Origin of the sequence: Leifsonia sp. 466MF (genome assembly GCF_900100265.1) — a bacterium.
In the GTDB taxonomy this organism is placed as follows: domain Bacteria; phylum Actinomycetota; class Actinomycetes; order Actinomycetales; family Microbacteriaceae; genus Leifsonia.
This window is the reverse complement of the sequence record NZ_LT629696.1, coordinates 1241493-1256440: the sequence shown is the minus strand read 5'-3', so window position 1 is coordinate 1256440 and position 14948 is coordinate 1241493. Positions and strand designations below refer to the sequence as shown.

The window sequence follows — 14948 nt, the reverse complement described above, 5'->3', positions numbered from 1 at the left end:
CGTCTACTCTCTGTCGGTCAGCTGCCAGGCGTCCTCGTCGGAGTCGCCCTCGACCTCAGGATAGCCCGCCGTCATCGCCGCGACGGGGTCGTTTCCGTAGCGGTCGTCGATCTCGGCGTCGCCGGCCCCGGCAGCGGGTCCGAGCGCAGCGGACGCGCCCGCTCCCGCTCCCGCCGCCGCGCTTGGCGCGGACGGGGCCACGCCTGCGGGCGGCTCCTCGCCGCGGAGCCGCGCGATCACCTGCGGGAGCTGCTCCGCCGTGGCGAGCACGTCGCGGGCCTTGGACCCCTCGGACGGCCCGACGATCTCGCGGGACTCCAGCAGGTCCATGAGCCGGCCGGCCTTCGCGAAGCCGACGCGCAGCTTGCGCTGCAGCATCGACGTGGAGCCGAACTGCGACGACACGACGAGCTCGGCGGCCGCGAGCAGGAGCTCGAGGTCGTCGCCGATATCCGAGTCGATCTGCTTCTTCTCGGCCGACACCGTGACGTCCTGCCGGTACTCCGGCCGCGCCTGCCGGGTGACATGGTCGACGACCTTCTGGATCTCATCCTCGTTCACCCACGCACCCTGCACGCGGATCGCCTTGGACGCACCCATCGGCAGGAACAGGGCGTCGCCCTGGCCGATCAGCTTGTCGGCGCCCGGCTGATCGAGGATGACGCGCGAGTCGGTGACGCTCGTCACCGCGAACGCCAGCCGCGAAGGGACGTTCGCCTTGATCAGTCCGGTCACGACATCCACCGAGGGTCGCTGGGTGGCGAGCACAAGGTGGATGCCGGATGCGCGTGCCAGCTGCGTGATGCGGACGATCGAGTCCTCCACGTCGCGCGGCGCGACCATCATCAGGTCGGCGAGCTCGTCGACGACGACGAGCAGGTACGGATACGGCTTCAGCTTCCGCTCACTGCCGGCGGGCAGGACGATCTCGTCGTTCACGACGGCGCGGTTGAAGTCGTCGATGTGGCGGAAGCCGAAGCTCGCCAGATCGTCGTACCGCATGTCCATCTCCTTCACGACCCACTGCAAGGCCTCGGCGGCCTTCTTCGGGTTCGTGATGATGGGCGTGATGAGGTGCGGGACGCCGCCGTAGATGGTCAGCTCGACGCGCTTCGGGTCGATGAGCACCATCCGCACCTCGGACGGCTTCGCGCGCATCAGGAGGCTGGTGATCATCGAGTTGACGAAGCTCGACTTGCCCGAACCGGTGGAACCGGCGACGAGCAGGTGGGGCATCTTGGCCAGGTTGGCGACCACGAAGCCGCCGCCGACGTCTTTGCCGACGCCGATCGTCATCGGGTGGACGCTCTTCGTGGCCGCGGGAGACCGCAGCACGTCGCCGAGCGACACGATCTCGCGGTCGCTGTTCGGGATCTCGATGCCGATCGCGCTCTTGCCCGGGATCGGCGAGAGGATGCGGACCTCGTTGCTCGCGACGGCGTACGACAGGTTCTTGCTGAGCGCGGTGACGCGTTCGACCTTGACGCCGGGGCCGAGCTCGATCTCGTACTGCGTGACCGTCGGGCCCCGCGAGTAGCCGGTGACCTTCGCGTCCACACCGAACTGGGTGAGGACGGACGTGATGGCGGCGACGATCTCGTCGTTCGCGCCGGAGCGGGTCTTCGCGGGCGTTCCGGCGGAGAGCATGGTCGCGGACGGGAGGTTGTACGGGGCGGACGGCTCTGGGAGCGCCGGCGGGGCGACATCCTCGTCGAAGTCCTCGGCGCCGGCCTGGAAGCCGGGGAGCACGGCCGCGCCTCCGGGCGCCCCGCCCACGGGCGGGAGCGGCGCGACGGCCGTCGGCGGCTGCTCTCCGGTGAAGCGCTGCAGGGCGTCCTCGGCGTTGGCGAGCTCGCTCAGCACCTCGGTGTTGTAGTGGTCGCTGGCCGGGTCGGGTTCGAGGGCGGTCGCGAACTCCCCCTTGCCCCGCTGCCCTGCGCCGAAGACCTCGGTGAGGCCGTCCGCGGGGGCGGCGTCGTACTCCGGGTCCTCTTCGCGCTGCGACTTGTTCCGGCGCCACCAGGGCAGGTTCGCCTCCTGCTCCGGCTCGTCGTCGACGCCGTCGAGCTCGACCTGCTTCGATCGGGCTTCCTTCGCCTCCTGACGCTCGTCCTCCGTCGGCAGCTGCGCCCCGAACAGGTAGGCGTACAGCTCACGGATGCGCTCGGGCAGCTTGTTCGGCGGTGTCTTGGTGATGATGAAGAGGCTGAGGATCAGCAGCAAAATGATGACGGCGCCCGCGCCGTACGGCGTGATCAGCAGCGACAGCGGCGCGGCGATCAGCCACCCCAGCACACCGCCCGCCTGCGCGAGCGCGTTCACGCCGTCGCTCGGCGACGGGTGCGGGCTGAACAGATGACACAGCCCGGACACCGTGAGCAGCAGGATGCTCAGGCCGATGCCGATGCGCGTGTTGTCGTGAACCGAGCTGGGATGGCGGAACAGCCACGCGGCGAACAGCACCATGACCACCGGGAGTGCGAACGCCACGCGCCCGAAGAGCAGACCGAACGTCGATGCGTCCAGCATGCGCGCGACCTGGTTGTTGATGAAGAACCACTCGATGACGGCACCGGCGGCTGCTAGCAGGACCAGGAAGAACGGAAACCCGTCACGGCGCTCTTCTTTCGCCAGCTTCTCCGGACCGAGCGCACGGAATGCGGCGCCGGTGAGGTGGGCGAGGCCCATCCACGCGCGGATCAGCGGACTGGACCCCGCATCGGCTGCCGGGTAGGCGACCGTCTTCTGCTGCGCGGTCTTCGACGCCGGCTTGCGCGCGGTCGACCCGCCGCGACCGGAGTTCCGGGCGCGTGCATTCGACTTGGTGCTCGTAGCCATGGCACAACGGTACGTCGTGCCCCCGTCATCACGCGGTTCCCGCGCCTGAGTTGTGGAAATCCGGCCCGCCGCGGGGAGTGTGCACAACTCGTCGGAGCGACCGTGTGGCGACCGAATTCCGGTTGTGAGACGAATGGCTCTCGCCCTGAGAGGGCGAGAGCCATTCGTGCTTTCTGACGTCACCCAACGTTCCGGGGCGATCGGCTCGCAGCACTCACCTACATTCGGCAGCGCTTGCGTCCCGGGAACAGGGCTCCGAAGAGCGGATACAGTCCGTAATACACAATGCAACCCATGACTACTCCTTCGTGTCAAAGATCCAGAAAGGGACCTCTTGATCAGAAGGACGCGCGCACTCCGAGATCGTGACGCTCAGTCGCCCAGGAACTCGTGTTCGCCTGAGTTGTGGAAATCCGGCCCCGTCAGCGAACTGTGCGCACCATCGTGTCGGAGCCCTCTCCCGAGGCGACCGTCACGTACCCCTCGCTGATGTAGAGGCGCTGGGCGAAGTTGGAGCGCTCGACGCTGAGGCTGAGTCGCGCGTGGCCGCGGGCCGCCGCGTCGCGCGCCAGCTCGCGCAGCAGCGCCCGGCCGACACCCTGCGCGCGCCACTGGGGGTAGACGCCCAGCGTCAGCTCGGGCACCCCGGCCGCGACGAAGCCGTAGCCGGGGTCGCTCGGCGAGAACAGGCGTGCCCAGGCGGCGCCGACAGGCACGCCGCGGGCGTCCTCGGCCACGCAGCCGAAGTCGCCCGGCCGCTGCCAGCCCGCGATGTAGTGGCGGACGGACGGATCGTCGAGGACCGTCACCCGCGGCCTGGTGCGCACCGGATTCCAGTTCGCGGCCTCCACCAGCATGTCCGCGAGCACCCGGGCGTCGCCGGGAACGGCGGGGCGGATGTGGAACGCGTTCATGGACGAACGTTATCCACCGGCGTGTTTCCGGCGGGTAACGATCCCGGCCGGCCTGCGCGAGGCCGGGTCAGGCCTCGATCACCAGCGGCACGATCATCGGCCGGCGGCGGTAGCTGGTGTTGACCCAGCGGCCGACGGTCCGGCGGACCACCTGCGAGAGCGCGTGCGAGTCGCGGACACCGTTGTGGGCGGCCTCCGAGAGGGCGGCGGCGATCTTCGGCTTGACGTCGTCGAACACCGCGTCGTCCTCCGCGAAACCGCGGGCGTGCACCTCCGGGCCCGTCACGATGCGGCCGGTCGCGGCCTCCACGACGACGATGATCGAGATGAAGCCCTCCTCGCCCAGGATGCGGCGGTCCTTCAGGTCGGCGTCGGTGATCTCGCCGACGCTGGAGCCGTCGACGTAGACGAAGCCCAGGTCGAGCTGGCCGACCACGCGGGCGACGCCGTCGCGCAGGTCGACGACCGAGCCGTCCTCCGCCAGGATCGTGTTCTTCTCGGGAACGCCGGTGTCCATGGCGAGGCGCGCGTTGGCCACCAGGTGGCGGTACTCGCCGTGCACAGGCATGACGTTCTTCGGCTTCAGGATGTTGTAGCAGTAGAGCAGCTCGCCCGCGGCCGCGTGGCCCGAGACGTGGACCTTCGCGTTGCCCTTGTGCACGACGTTCGCACCGAGCTTGGTGAGCCCGTCGATGACGCGGTAGACCGCGTTCTCGTTGCCCGGGATCAGGCTCGACGCCAGGATCACCGTGTCGCCGGGACCGACCTCGATCTGGTGGTCGAGGTTCGCCATCCGCGCGAGCACGGCCATGGGCTCACCCTGCGATCCGGTCGACATGTAGACGATCTCGTCGTCGGGGAGGTCGGCGGCCTTCTTGTAGTCGATGAGCACGCCATCGGGGACCTTGAGGTAGCCGAGCTCCGCCGCGATGGTCATGTTGCGGACCATCGAGCGGCCGAGGAGGGCGACGCGGCGGCCGTTCGCGGCGGCGGCATCGAGCACCTGCTGCACGCGGTGGACGTGGCTGGAGAAGCTGGCGACGATCACGCGACGGGGCGCCCGGGCGATGACGGCGTCGAGCACCGGGCCGATCGAGCGCTCCAGCGGCGTGAAGCCGGGCACGTCGGCGTTGGTCGAGTCGGCGAGGAACAGGTCGACGCCCTTCTCGCCGAGGCGCGCGAAGGCCCGCAGGTCGGTGATGCGGTCGTCGAGCGGCAGCTGGTCCATCTTGAAGTCGCCGGTGTGGAGCACGACCCCGGCCGGGGTGGTGATCGCCACGGCGAGCGCATCCGGGATGGAGTGGTTGACCGCGACGAACTCCAGGGAGAACGGGCCGAGCTGCTCGACCTGACCCTCCTTGACCGTCAGCGTGTACGGCTGGATGCGGTGCTCCTTGAGCTTCGCCTCCACCAGGGCCAGCGTCAGGCCCGAGCCGATCAGGGGGATGTCGCGCCGCAGCCTGAGCAGGTACGGAACAGCGCCGATGTGGTCCTCGTGCCCGTGGGTGAGCACGACGCCGACGACGTCATCCAAGCGATCGCGCACCGGGGCGAAGTCGGGGAGGATGAGGTCGACGCCCGGCTGGTCCTGCTCGGGGAAGAGGACGCCGCAGTCGACGATGAGGAGTTTTCCCTCGTATTCGAAGACGGTCATGTTGCGGCCGATCTCACCGAGACCGCCCGTCGGGATGATGCGGAGTGTTCCGGGTTCGAGCGCGGGAGGCTCGGCGACGAGGTTGGGCATGTGCCCTCCTATTTCTGTGTTCTTTGCGGGGCTTCGCGCGCCCGCCATGTGTTCGACCGCCTGTGCGGTCGTCAGCGTGTGGTCCCGGCGATCTTCGGGAGCGCACCGCCCGCGGCCGCGTTGCGGTCGGGGCGGAAGTTCGAGAAGTCGACACCGGGGATGTCTGTGACGAGGTCGAGCTCGTCTTCGATCTGAGCGGCCTCCCACTCCTCGGGCCCGACGAGCGGCAGACGCACGCGGGGGCTCGAGATGCGGCCGAGGCCGTGGAGGATGTACTTGGCAGCAACGGTACCGGGCACGTGTGTCATCACGGCGCGCACCAGCGGTTCGAGCTTCATGTGGGCGGCGGTGGCGGTCGCCAGGTCGCCTGCGTTGACCGCATCCACGATCTGGCGGTACGGGGTCGCGGCGATGTTGGCGGTGACGCCGATGAGCCCGCTCGCCCCGATGGAGAGGTGCGGGAGCACGTTGGCGTCGTCGCCCGAGAAGTACATCAGGTCGGTCTGGTTGAGCACGCGGCTGACCTCGCTGAAGTCGCCCTTCGCGTCCTTGATCGCGAGCACGTTCGGATGCTTCGCGATGCGGAGGATGGTCTCGTACTTGATCGGGACGCCGGTCCGGCCGGGGATGTCGTAGAGGATGACCGGAAGGTCGGTCGAGTCGGCGATCATCCGGAAGTGGGTCAGGATGCCGGCCTGCGTCGGCTTGTTGTAATACGGCGTGACGACCATGACGCCGTCGGCCCCGGCCTTCTCGCTCTGCTGGTACAGCTGGATGGCGTGGGCGGTCTCGTTGGAGCCGCCGCCGGTGATGATCTTGGCCCGGCCGTCGGCGACGGACTTGCCCACCTCGACCAGGCGGAGCTTCTCGGGGTCGGTCAGCGTCGAGGTCTCCCCCGTGGTGCCCGTGACCACGATGCCGTCCGCCCCCGCGCGGATCACGTCGTCGATGTGCTTCTCGACCGCCGCCCAGTCCACTTCGCCATCAGCGGTGAACGGGGTGACCAGGGCGACGAGGACCTGGCCGAACGGATTCTCGGAAGCAGCCATGGCACAAGGCTATCGGGTCGCCGTCACGGGAGGTCACATTAGCTGCGCTGTCCACAGCGTCGGCGTAGCGTCCCGACCTGTGAACGGATTCGCGGCTCTCGGCATCCTGCTCGGGCTCGTCGCCGTCGTCACGGCGGCCGGCCTCCTCTGGCGCGCGACGACCGGCCGGGCCCGGACGGTGCGCACCCACGACGTCGTCATCCCCGCCGAGATCGGCGTCGACGGCTTCGGCGGCCGTGCCACCCTCCTGCAGTTCTCCACCGAGTTCTGCGCACCCTGCCGCTCCACCGCCCGCGTGCTCGACGACGTCGCCGCCGACGTCGACGGCGTCACTCACGCCGAGGTCGACCTCACCGACCGGCCGGAGCTCGCCACCCGCTTCGGGATCCTCCAGACGCCGACGACCCTCGTCCTCGACGCCACGGGCGCGGTCCGCGCCCGGATCGGCGGCGCCGCCCGCCCGGACGATGTCCGCCTCACCCTCCACCGCATCCTCGGGAGTGACCATGTCTCAGCCTGATCCATCCGCTCGCACGGGCATCGACCCGCGGTCGCCGCGTTTCGGCGCCGGGATCACCGCCGTGCTGCTCCTGATCGACCTGTTCCTCTCGCTCGTCGGTGCGACGACCGCCGCCGCTGTGCTGCTGCTCGTCATCGCGCTCCTCTTCGCCTGGGGCGCCTTCGCGGGCATCCGCCGCCATCCGTACGGCGTGCTGTTCCGCGCCGTGATCCGGCCCCGGCTCGCGCCTCCGACGGAGCTCGAAGACCCGGCGCCCCCGACTTTCGCGCAGGCGGTCGGGCTGCTCGTCACCGGCGTGGGCCTCGTTCTGTTTGTGTCCGGGGTGCCGCTCGCCCTCCCGATCGCGGCGGCGCTCGCGTTCGCCGCCGCCTTCCTCAACTCCGTGTTCGGATACTGCCTGGGCTGCCAGCTGTACCTGCTGCTGGTGCGCGCGCGGCTCATCCGGCGCCGCGTCGACGCCTGAGCGAGCGGCCCAGCCGGGAATCCGCCCAGCACCCGGTGACGGTGTCGGAACCCGTCACTAGGGTGGGAGACGCCCGGCCGCGCTCGGCGGCGGAGCGTCACGAGGAGGTCTTCATGGCAGTCACCAGCGCATCCACCACCGTCTGGAACGGCGATCTCAGGAGCGGTTCGGGAACGGTCACGCTCGATTCGTCGCACGCGGCGGAACTGGCCGTCAACTGGAAGGCCCGTTCCGAGGGCGGCGCCGAGGTCACCACCCCGGAGGAACTGCTCGGAGCGGCGCACGCCGCCTGCTTCTCCATGGCCTTCTCGAACGTGCTCGCGCAGTTCGGCAACGCGCCGGAGAGCATCCGGACCACCGCCGCGGTCACCTTCGACCCGGCTCAGGGCATCACCGGCAGCCACCTGACCGTCACCGCGAGCGTTCCCGGGCTCTCGGACGAGGACTTCCAGCGCCTCGCGGATGAGGCCAAGAGCACCTGCCCGGTGTCGCGGGCGCTGGTCGGCATCCCGATCACCCTCGACGCGTCGCTCGCCTGATCCGCCGGCGGCCGGACATGCGCGTACTGCTCGCCGGGGCCTCCGGCATGATCGGCGGCGAGCTGCGCCGCCAGCTGGCCGCGGCGGGACACGAGACGCGGAGGCTGGTCCGCCGCGAGCCCGCCGGCGCCGACGAGTTCCGCTGGGCGCCGGAGGAACGCTCCATCGACCCCGCGCTTCTCGACTGGGCCGACGCGGTCGTCAACCTCTCCGGCAGCTCACTGCAGCGACTGCCCTGGACACGCGCGACCAAGCGGCGCATCCTGTCGTCGCGCCTGCAGGCAACGGGCACGCTCGCCGAGGGGATGCGCCGGGCCGACACCCCGCCCGATGTGTTCGTCAGCGGCTCCGCCGTCGGCTACTACGGCGACCGCCCGGGCCAGCAGCTGACCGAGGCGGCGACGAAGGGGCGGGGATTCCTCGCCGATGTCGTCGACGCGTGGGAGGCGGCAGCCCGGCTCGCGCCATCGTCCACCCGGGTGGCGCTCGCGCGGACCGGTGTCGTCATCGGCCGCGGCGGCGCCCTGAAACCGCTGCTCCCGCTCGCCAAGGCGGGACTCGCGGGACCGCTCGGCGGCGGACACCAGCATTGGCCCTGGGTCAGCCTGCACGACGAGGCGGCAGCGCTCGTCCATCTGCTGACCTCGTCGCTCGAGGGGCCGGTCAACATCGCCGGGCGGACGCCCGCGACGGCCGGAGAGATCGTGCGGGCGCTCGCACAGGCGGTGCGACGGCCGTACCTCCTGCCGGTGCCGAAGTTCGCGATCGAGCTGGCGCTGCAGGACGCCGGCCGTGAACTGCTGCTCGCGGATCAGCTGGTGGTGCCGAAGGCGCTACTCGACGACGGCTTCGAGTTCCGGGATCCGACGATCGAGGATGCGATGGACCGGCTCGTCGAGGTGCGCGCGGCCTGACGCAGTTGCACTCCCGCCGCCGGCATCCGGAGCCGGGTGCTCAGCGTGCCGCGGGACGTTCCGCCTTCGCCTGTGCACGCTCGAGGCGGATCGCCTGCCGCAGTGCCTCCCTCGCCCGACGCCGGTCTCCGGACGCGTCGTAGGCGAGCCCGAGCCGGAACCAGGCGCGCCAGCTCTCCGGCTCCGCCTCGACCTCGGCGCGGTACCGCGGGAACTCCGCATCGGCGGCGTCCCGGAGCGGTCGGCCGCTCGCACGGGTCGGCAGGTCTTCGACGGGGAGCGCGCCCTCCGCATCCAGCTGTCGCACCAGACGCTCGGTGCGCGCGCCGAACAGCAGCTCCCGGCCGATGGCCCACGCGGCGATGAACGGGAGCACGATCAGCGCGACACCCATGGCGATGCCGACCGGCTCGCCGGTCAGCACGAGCATGACCGCGCGCTGGGTGACCAGCACGAGGTAGACGAGCAGGAGGACCGCCATCAGGATGGCGGCCAAACGGTTTCTCATGGCGGCCGGTCTCTTATCGCGTCGGGTCGGTGCCGTCGTCGCCCGCATCCCGGACGGTCGGGCGCGGCGGCTCGCCACTCGGCTCGGCGATCCCGAGGTCGACGAGCTTGTCGAGGCCGACGGTCACCCCGGTCGCGGTGGCGGCCGCGCGCAGCGCGAGGAGGATGCCCGCCTCGTACGCCTCGGGGCCGATCGTGTCGTGGCGGATGGTCAGCTGCTCCCCGGCGCCGCCGAAGATCACCTGCTGCTGGGCGACGACCCCGCGCATCCGGAGGCTGTGGATGGGCACGCTCGCGACCTGCTGCCCGCGAGCGCGCTGGTCGGAGTGCGGCGCCTCCACCGGGCCCTTCGCCGCGCGTGCGGCGCCGATGAGTTCGGCCGTGCGCACCGCCGTGCCGGACGGCGAGTCGACCTTGCCCGCACCGTGCGTCTCCACGATCTCGATGGAGTCGAAGAACCGGGCGGCGACGGTGGCGAACGCGGTGCCCAGGGCCGAGCCGAGGGAGAAGTTGGGGATGACGACGGCGCCGCGTCCCTCGTGCTCGGCGACGCGACGCTCCAGGTCGAGGATGCGGTCCGCCGACCAGCCGGATGTCCCGACGAGAACGTTGAGGCCGTGATCGACCGCGAAGGCGACGATCCGGGGGCTGACCTGCGGAAGCGTCATGTCGACGAGCACGTCCGCGCCGAGCATGTCCTCCAGCGGTGAGCGGGAGCCGAGCCGTGCGACGAGCTCGAAGTCGTCGGCCTCCTCGATGAGACGGACCGCCACGCTTCCCAGTTTTCCGGTCGCTCCGGCGACGGCCACGCGAATGCTCACCCGATCAGCCTACCCGCGGGCCGCGTTACGCTGGGCCGATGGTGTCTTTCGCAGACGTCGCCGTCACCGACGCGACCGCCCACCGGATGCTGTCCGACTACTTCGCCGAGCGCGCGGAGACGTTCCCGAGCTCGCAGGGCGCGTACCGGACCTCGTTCCCGGATCCTGGCCAGTTCGTGGCGCCGAACGGCGTCTTCCTGCTCGCCTACGACGAAGGCGTGGAGGTGGGATGCGGCGGGATCCGCGAGCTGCGCGTCCCGCTGTCGGAGATCGAGGAGGGCGTGCCGGTCGTGCGGTACGAGATCAAGCACCTGTGGGTGACGCCGACGCAGCGCGGCAACGGGTACGGCCGGGCGATCCTCGCCGAGCTGGAGCTGCGCGCCCGCGGCTTCGGTGCGACCGAGCTGGTGCTCGACACGAACGCGAGTCTGGAGGCGGCCGGCGGCTTGTACCGCTCGCACGGCTACGAGCCCATCCAGCCGTACAACGACAACCCCAACGCGACCGACTGGTTCCGCAAGCCCCTCCACTGACGCCAACAGCTCCTGAGTTTTTCGGCCGAATCGGCGCTCGGAGGCCGAAAAACTCAGGAGCTGTTCGCTGCTTGGCCGGGGCGGGTCAGACCGGCTGCAGCTCGGGGAGCCCTGTACGCAGTTCGACCGGCAGATGCCCGAGGTCGTTGTGCACCACCAGCACCGGCGGCTTGGCGGAGCGGACGCGGATGATCGTCAGGCCGCAGTTCGCCTGGTTGAGGCCGAGCCAGCGCCAGTCCGGCGCGTCGAACACGTGCCGGACGAACCAGCCGATCACGAAGTTGTGGGTCACCAGCAGGTCGTGCCGGTCTCCCATCGCCGGGGTGAGGAACTCGTGCACGGCGTCATCCATCTGCGCGCGGCCCGCCTCGATCTCCGCCTCCGTCACCGGGCCGAAGAACGACTCGAACGCCTTGGGCATGTCCGGGGTCGGACCGGAGGGGATGCAGTCGAACAGCAGGCTCGACGGCTGCGGTTCGAGCGCCGGCATCCGCTCGGCCATGATCTCGGCTGTCTGGGTCGCCCGCACCAGGGGCGAGTGGTACATCGACGTGAACGGGATGCCGCTCAGCCGCTCGGCGACCAGCTGCGCCTGGCGTTTGCCGCGCGGGGAGAGCGGGCCGTCCGGCAGGCCGTGCTCGGCATCCTGCTGCTCGCCATGGCGCACGAGGTAGATGTAGTGGGGCACGAGCGGGACCTTTCGGAGATGGAACGGAAGGAAGGGCGGGTCAGGAGGCGAGGCCGGCGAACACGTCGTCGGTGACGCTCCCCACCGCGGCGACGGAGACCGGCCGGTCCGCCAGATCGGCGGCGAGGGCGCGCACATCGTCTGCGGTGACGAGGTGGAGGCGCCGGAGGCTCTCATCGAGGTCGGCGAACTCGCCGAGCGTGATCTCGGCGCGGCCGAGACGGGACATGCGGGTGTCGGAGTCCTCGAGGGCGAGGGCCGCGCCACCGGACAGCTGGCCGACCGCGCGGCGCAGCTCGTCGGGCGTCACGCCGCCGGACGCGAGCCGCCGCAGCTCGTCGAGCATCAGCTCGGTGACCTGGCGTGCCTTCGCCGGGGTGCATCCCGCGTAGAGGCCGAACACGCCGGCGTCGGAGTACGAGCCAGAGAACGAGTAGACCGAATAGGCCAGGCCGCGACGCTCGCGCACCTCCTGGAACAGGCGGCTCGACATCCCGCCGCCGAGGATGGAGTTCAGCACGCTCATGGTCGTGCGGCGGTCGTCCGTGGCCAGGATCCCGGGCATTCCGACGAACACGTTGGCCTGCTCGATGGGGCGCTCCACCGTGACGATGGGGCTGCCGCGGCGGATGTCGGCGGGGACCGCAGGGCGGCGGGCGACCGGGGTGGCGACGAGCTCCGGATCCCAGCCCGCGGCGGCGAGAGCCCGCTCGACGCCGGCGACCAGCAGTTCGTGGTCGACGGCGCCCGCGGCGGTGATCACGAGGTCCTGCGGCCGGTAGTTGGCGCGGTAGTGCTCCCACACGCCGTCGCGGCTCGCGGCACGGATGGTGTCGGGGCGACCGCCGATGGGACGGCCCAGCGGGTGGTCGCCGAGGACGGCCTGGAACATCCGCTCGTTGGCGACGTCGGCCGGGTCGTCCTCCGCCATGGAGAGCTCCTCGAGGATGACGCCGCGCTCGTTCTCGAACTCGGCCGCGTCGAGCACCGACGACGTGAGCATGTCGCCGATGACCTCGACCGCCATCGCGAGGTCCCGGTCCTGGACCTTCGCGTAGTAGCAGGTGTATTCCTTGGCCGTCATGGCGTTGTGCTCGCCGCCCACCGAGTCGAACGACACGGCGATGTCGAGGGCGGTGCGGGTGCGCGTGCCCTTGAAGAGGAGGTGCTCGAGGAAGTGCGTAGAGCCGAGGGAGCCGGGATGCCCGGGCTGGCCGTCGCTCTCATCGCGCGAGCCGACGGCGACCCAGTAGCCGAGTGTTGCGCTGCGTGCGCCGGGCACCTGCTCGCTGAGGATGCGGACTCCGCTCGGGAGCACCGTCCGCCGGACCAGCGCTTCGCCGGACGCCGCGAAGGTGAGGTCGGCCATACCGAGCGGGAGGTCGACTGCGCTGTTCATCCCCTCCACCCTACGCCAGAGCACGCGGGATGCCGTGGCTGGGAAAAAGAGGACAAACAGACTCGTCTGTCTACCGCTATACTGTGAAAGCCATCGTGTCCGGTGCCCCGCGCCGGATGCGATCGGCCCTACGAACAGCAATGCGGAGGCGACCCAGCCTCCCCCGAAAAAGGAGTCGTGCCGGATGGTCGTAAGTGCCCGAGCGACCATCCGGCCGCCCGCGCCGTCGAAGGTCAAGATCCTCGCGACGGCGGATCAGCTCTTCTACCAGGAGGGCATCCACACCGTCGGCGTGGACCGCATCATCGCGGGCGCCCGTGTGACGAAGGCGACGTTCTACAAGCACTACCGGTCGAAGGACCTGCTGATCATCGCGTACGTCGAGGGTCGCGACCGCCAGGTGCGCGAATGGTTCGCCGAGCAGGAGGCCAAGCACGACGACCCACGCGACATCGCTCGCGCCCTCGTCGACTCGATCAACGACCAGGCCGTCAGCCCCGGCTTCCACGGCGACCCCTTCATCAACGCCGCCGCGCAGTTCGCCGACGAGACGGACCCGGTCCGTGTCGCCGTGACCGCGCACCGCGACTGGTACGCCGACCGCATCGAGGAGCTGTTCCGCCAGATCGGCCACCCGCGGCCGGGAGACGCCGCGGACGACCTCATCCTCGCGCGCGACGGCGCACTCGCCGGCGGCTACGTCGGCGACCCGATCGCCGCGGGCGCCGCCCTGCACCGGGCGCTCGACCGCATCCTCGGCGAGGTCTGACCGGCGCGACCAGCTGTGGGTCGCGACACGCCGTTATGCGACCCGAATAACGGCGCGTTGCGACCCACGTCTGCGCGGGCGGGCCGGGCAGGCGCGAGCTACTCCGAGACGCGGTCGAGGTCGAGCATCTGCGACCGCGTGAGGCGGATGCCCGCGGCGGCCATCAGCGCGTCGACCTGATCCGGCCGGCTGGCGCTGGCCACAGGTGCCGCGATCGTCCGCTTGGCGAGCAGCCAGGCGAGCGCGATGCTGGCGGGCGCCACGTGGTGCTCGGCCGCGATGCGGTCGAGGACGGCGAGCACGCGCTGGCCCCGACGGTTCACGTAGGCGGCGGCGCGGACGCTGCGCGCCCCGGCCGTCAGGTCGCCCTTGCTGCGGTACTTGCCGGTGAGGAAGCCGTTCGCCAGGGCGTAGTACGGCATCACCGCGAGCCCCTGCGCCGCCGCGACGATGCGCGGGGCGCTCTCGAACTCGCTGCGGTGCATCAGGTTGTACTGCGTCTGGATGGCGACGAACTTCGGCAAGCCCGACGATGCCAGGATGCGCGCCTCGATCAGGCGGTCCGCACTGAAGTTGGATGCGCCCAGGTACCGCACCTTGCCGCTCTCGATCAGCCACTCGGCCGTCGCCAGGCTGTCCTCCAGCGGAGTCTCCGGGTCGTCCTCGTGGAAGTAGAGCAGGTCGATGTGGTCGGTCTGCAGCCGCTCGAGGGACGCCTCGACCGCGCGGATCATGCTCACGGAGCCGAGGCCCGGGTTGTCGTGGTGCCGCCCAACCTTCGTCGCCACGACCATGCGGTCGCGGTTGCGGCGCTCGCGCATCCACTTGCCGATGAGCACCTCGCTGCGGCCGCCGACGTAGCTGTCGGCCGTGTCGATGAAGTCGCCGCCCAGTTCGGTGAAACGGTCGAGGATGGCGAGGGACGTGTCGCCGTCTGCTGTCCAGCCGAAGACGCTCGCGCCGAGCGACAGCGGGTACACCGCGAGGTCGCTCTCGCCGATGCGGCGGGGCGCGATGATCGACAGCGGGCCGGTGCTCGCGATTGCCGGGTCGACGTCGATAACGCCCGTCGGCGGCTCGGCGGAGCCGGCGCGCGGGTCGGCAGTGGCGCTGCTGCGGAGGCCGACGGTCTCGAGCAGGCGCAGGGGTAACAGCTGTGGCATGTCTCCCCCTCCCCCGCGACCTCCAACCGCCGCGTATGTCCGTTCCCCGCGAATCGATTGCCCTCGAATCGATTCGAGAACGGCGGA

General features: G+C 70.4%; 15 protein-coding genes. 6 read left to right on the top strand and 9 right to left on the bottom strand.

Annotation, left to right across the window (positions count from 1 at the left end; genetic code table 11):
• Positions 1-3 precede the first annotated feature (3 nt).
• The 4 genes from BLR91_RS05960 to dapA all read right to left on the bottom strand — a co-directional run bounded on the left by BLR91_RS05960 (position 4) and on the right by dapA (position 6545).
• Entirely contained in the window at positions 4-2838 is a 2835-nt protein-coding gene (locus tag BLR91_RS05960) for a DNA translocase FtsK (RefSeq protein WP_089876409.1), read from the bottom strand.
• Between the two features lie 422 nt (positions 2839-3260).
• Positions 3261-3752, bottom strand: coding sequence for a GNAT family N-acetyltransferase (locus BLR91_RS05955; protein WP_089876411.1), 492 nt, complete (start codon positions 3750-3752; stop codon positions 3261-3263).
• 67 nt (positions 3753-3819) lie between these two features.
• Positions 3820-5496: a ribonuclease J gene (locus BLR91_RS05950; protein WP_018191460.1), complete on the bottom strand. Its 1677-nt coding sequence runs from the start codon at positions 5494-5496 to the stop codon at positions 3820-3822.
• Between the two features lie 71 nt (positions 5497-5567).
• A complete protein-coding gene (gene dapA, locus BLR91_RS05945) occupies positions 5568-6545 on the bottom strand; it encodes a 4-hydroxy-tetrahydrodipicolinate synthase (RefSeq protein ID WP_018191461.1) in 978 nt (325 codons plus the stop codon).
• Positions 6546-6624: 79 nt separating this feature from the next.
• Here dapA and BLR91_RS05940 point away from each other — a divergent pair, with 79 nt between their 5' ends.
• From BLR91_RS05940 to BLR91_RS05925, 4 genes are all read left to right on the top strand, one after another.
• Positions 6625-7065, top strand: coding sequence for a TlpA family protein disulfide reductase (locus tag BLR91_RS05940; protein ID WP_089876414.1), 441 nt, complete (start codon positions 6625-6627; stop codon positions 7063-7065).
• Positions 7052-7528 carry a DUF4395 domain-containing protein gene (locus BLR91_RS05935; RefSeq protein WP_026307218.1) on the top strand — a complete coding sequence of 159 codons (477 nt, stop codon included), beginning with the start codon at positions 7052-7054 and terminating at the stop codon, positions 7526-7528. The genes BLR91_RS05940 and BLR91_RS05935 overlap by 14 nt, the downstream gene beginning before the upstream one ends.
• A gap of 113 nt (positions 7529-7641) precedes the next feature.
• On the top strand, positions 7642-8067 hold the full coding sequence (locus BLR91_RS05930; RefSeq protein ID WP_026307219.1) for an OsmC family peroxiredoxin: 426 nt from the start codon (positions 7642-7644) through the stop codon (positions 8065-8067).
• A 17-nt stretch (positions 8068-8084) separates the two neighbouring features.
• Positions 8085-8981 (top strand): TIGR01777 family oxidoreductase, encoded by an 897-nt coding sequence (locus tag BLR91_RS05925; protein ID WP_089876417.1) that lies wholly within the window; start codon positions 8085-8087, stop codon positions 8979-8981.
• 40 nt (positions 8982-9021) lie between these two features.
• Here the strand turns inward: BLR91_RS05925 and BLR91_RS05920 are convergent, their stop codons facing one another.
• The gene (locus tag BLR91_RS05920) at positions 9022-9489 is read right to left on the bottom strand and encodes a tetratricopeptide repeat protein (RefSeq protein WP_026307220.1); all 468 of its coding nucleotides are present in this window, start codon (positions 9487-9489) and stop codon (positions 9022-9024) included.
• A 13-nt stretch (positions 9490-9502) separates the two neighbouring features.
• Positions 9503-10309, bottom strand: coding sequence for a 4-hydroxy-tetrahydrodipicolinate reductase (gene dapB, locus BLR91_RS05915; RefSeq protein WP_089876419.1), 807 nt, complete (start codon positions 10307-10309; stop codon positions 9503-9505).
• A 38-nt stretch (positions 10310-10347) separates the two neighbouring features.
• Here dapB and BLR91_RS05910 point away from each other — a divergent pair, with 38 nt between their 5' ends.
• The gene (locus tag BLR91_RS05910; RefSeq protein ID WP_018191468.1) at positions 10348-10842 is read left to right on the top strand and encodes a GNAT family N-acetyltransferase; all 495 of its coding nucleotides are present in this window, start codon (positions 10348-10350) and stop codon (positions 10840-10842) included.
• An 85-nt stretch (positions 10843-10927) separates the two neighbouring features.
• On the opposite strand, the gene BLR91_RS05905 is transcribed toward BLR91_RS05910, so the two are convergent.
• Positions 10928-11530 (bottom strand): histidine phosphatase family protein, encoded by a 603-nt coding sequence (locus BLR91_RS05905; protein WP_018191469.1) that lies wholly within the window; start codon positions 11528-11530, stop codon positions 10928-10930.
• Between the two features lie 40 nt (positions 11531-11570).
• The gene (locus tag BLR91_RS05900) at positions 11571-12929 is read right to left on the bottom strand and encodes a M16 family metallopeptidase (RefSeq protein ID WP_089876422.1); all 1359 of its coding nucleotides are present in this window, start codon (positions 12927-12929) and stop codon (positions 11571-11573) included.
• A gap of 184 nt (positions 12930-13113) precedes the next feature.
• Between BLR91_RS05900 and BLR91_RS05895 the strand changes: the two genes are divergently transcribed.
• The gene (locus BLR91_RS05895) at positions 13114-13698 is read left to right on the top strand and encodes a TetR/AcrR family transcriptional regulator (RefSeq protein WP_018191471.1); all 585 of its coding nucleotides are present in this window, start codon (positions 13114-13116) and stop codon (positions 13696-13698) included.
• A gap of 98 nt (positions 13699-13796) precedes the next feature.
• Here the strand turns inward: BLR91_RS05895 and BLR91_RS05890 are convergent, their stop codons facing one another.
• Entirely contained in the window at positions 13797-14861 is a 1065-nt protein-coding gene (locus tag BLR91_RS05890) for an aldo/keto reductase (protein ID WP_018191472.1), read from the bottom strand.
• Positions 14862-14948: the final 87 nt, after the last annotated feature.

Bases quoted from the DNA above. Each gene is read 5' to 3' on its own strand.
- BLR91_RS05930 (WP_026307219.1), top strand. From the start codon at position 7,642: ATGGCAGTCACCAGCGCATCCACCACCGTCTGGAACGGCGATCTCAGG.
- BLR91_RS05950 (WP_018191460.1), bottom strand. From the start codon at position 5,496: ATGCCCAACCTCGTCGCCGAGCCTCCCGCGCTCGAACCCGGAACACTC.
- BLR91_RS05955 (WP_089876411.1), bottom strand. From the start codon at position 3,752: ATGAACGCGTTCCACATCCGCCCCGCCGTTCCCGGCGACGCCCGGGTG.
- BLR91_RS05960 (WP_089876409.1), bottom strand. From the start codon at position 2,838: ATGGCTACGAGCACCAAGTCGAATGCACGCGCCCGGAACTCCGGTCGC.
- BLR91_RS05900 (WP_089876422.1), bottom strand. From the start codon at position 12,929: ATGAACAGCGCAGTCGACCTCCCGCTCGGTATGGCCGACCTCACCTTC.
- BLR91_RS05935 (WP_026307218.1), top strand. From the start codon at position 7,052: ATGTCTCAGCCTGATCCATCCGCTCGCACGGGCATCGACCCGCGGTCG.
- BLR91_RS05925 (WP_089876417.1), top strand. From the start codon at position 8,085: ATGCGCGTACTGCTCGCCGGGGCCTCCGGCATGATCGGCGGCGAGCTG.
- BLR91_RS05895 (WP_018191471.1), top strand. From the start codon at position 13,114: ATGGTCGTAAGTGCCCGAGCGACCATCCGGCCGCCCGCGCCGTCGAAG.
- BLR91_RS05910 (WP_018191468.1), top strand. From the start codon at position 10,348: ATGGTGTCTTTCGCAGACGTCGCCGTCACCGACGCGACCGCCCACCGG.
- dapA (WP_018191461.1), bottom strand. From the start codon at position 6,545: ATGGCTGCTTCCGAGAATCCGTTCGGCCAGGTCCTCGTCGCCCTGGTC.
- BLR91_RS05920 (WP_026307220.1), bottom strand. From the start codon at position 9,489: ATGAGAAACCGTTTGGCCGCCATCCTGATGGCGGTCCTCCTGCTCGTC.
- BLR91_RS05890 (WP_018191472.1), bottom strand. From the start codon at position 14,861: ATGCCACAGCTGTTACCCCTGCGCCTGCTCGAGACCGTCGGCCTCCGC.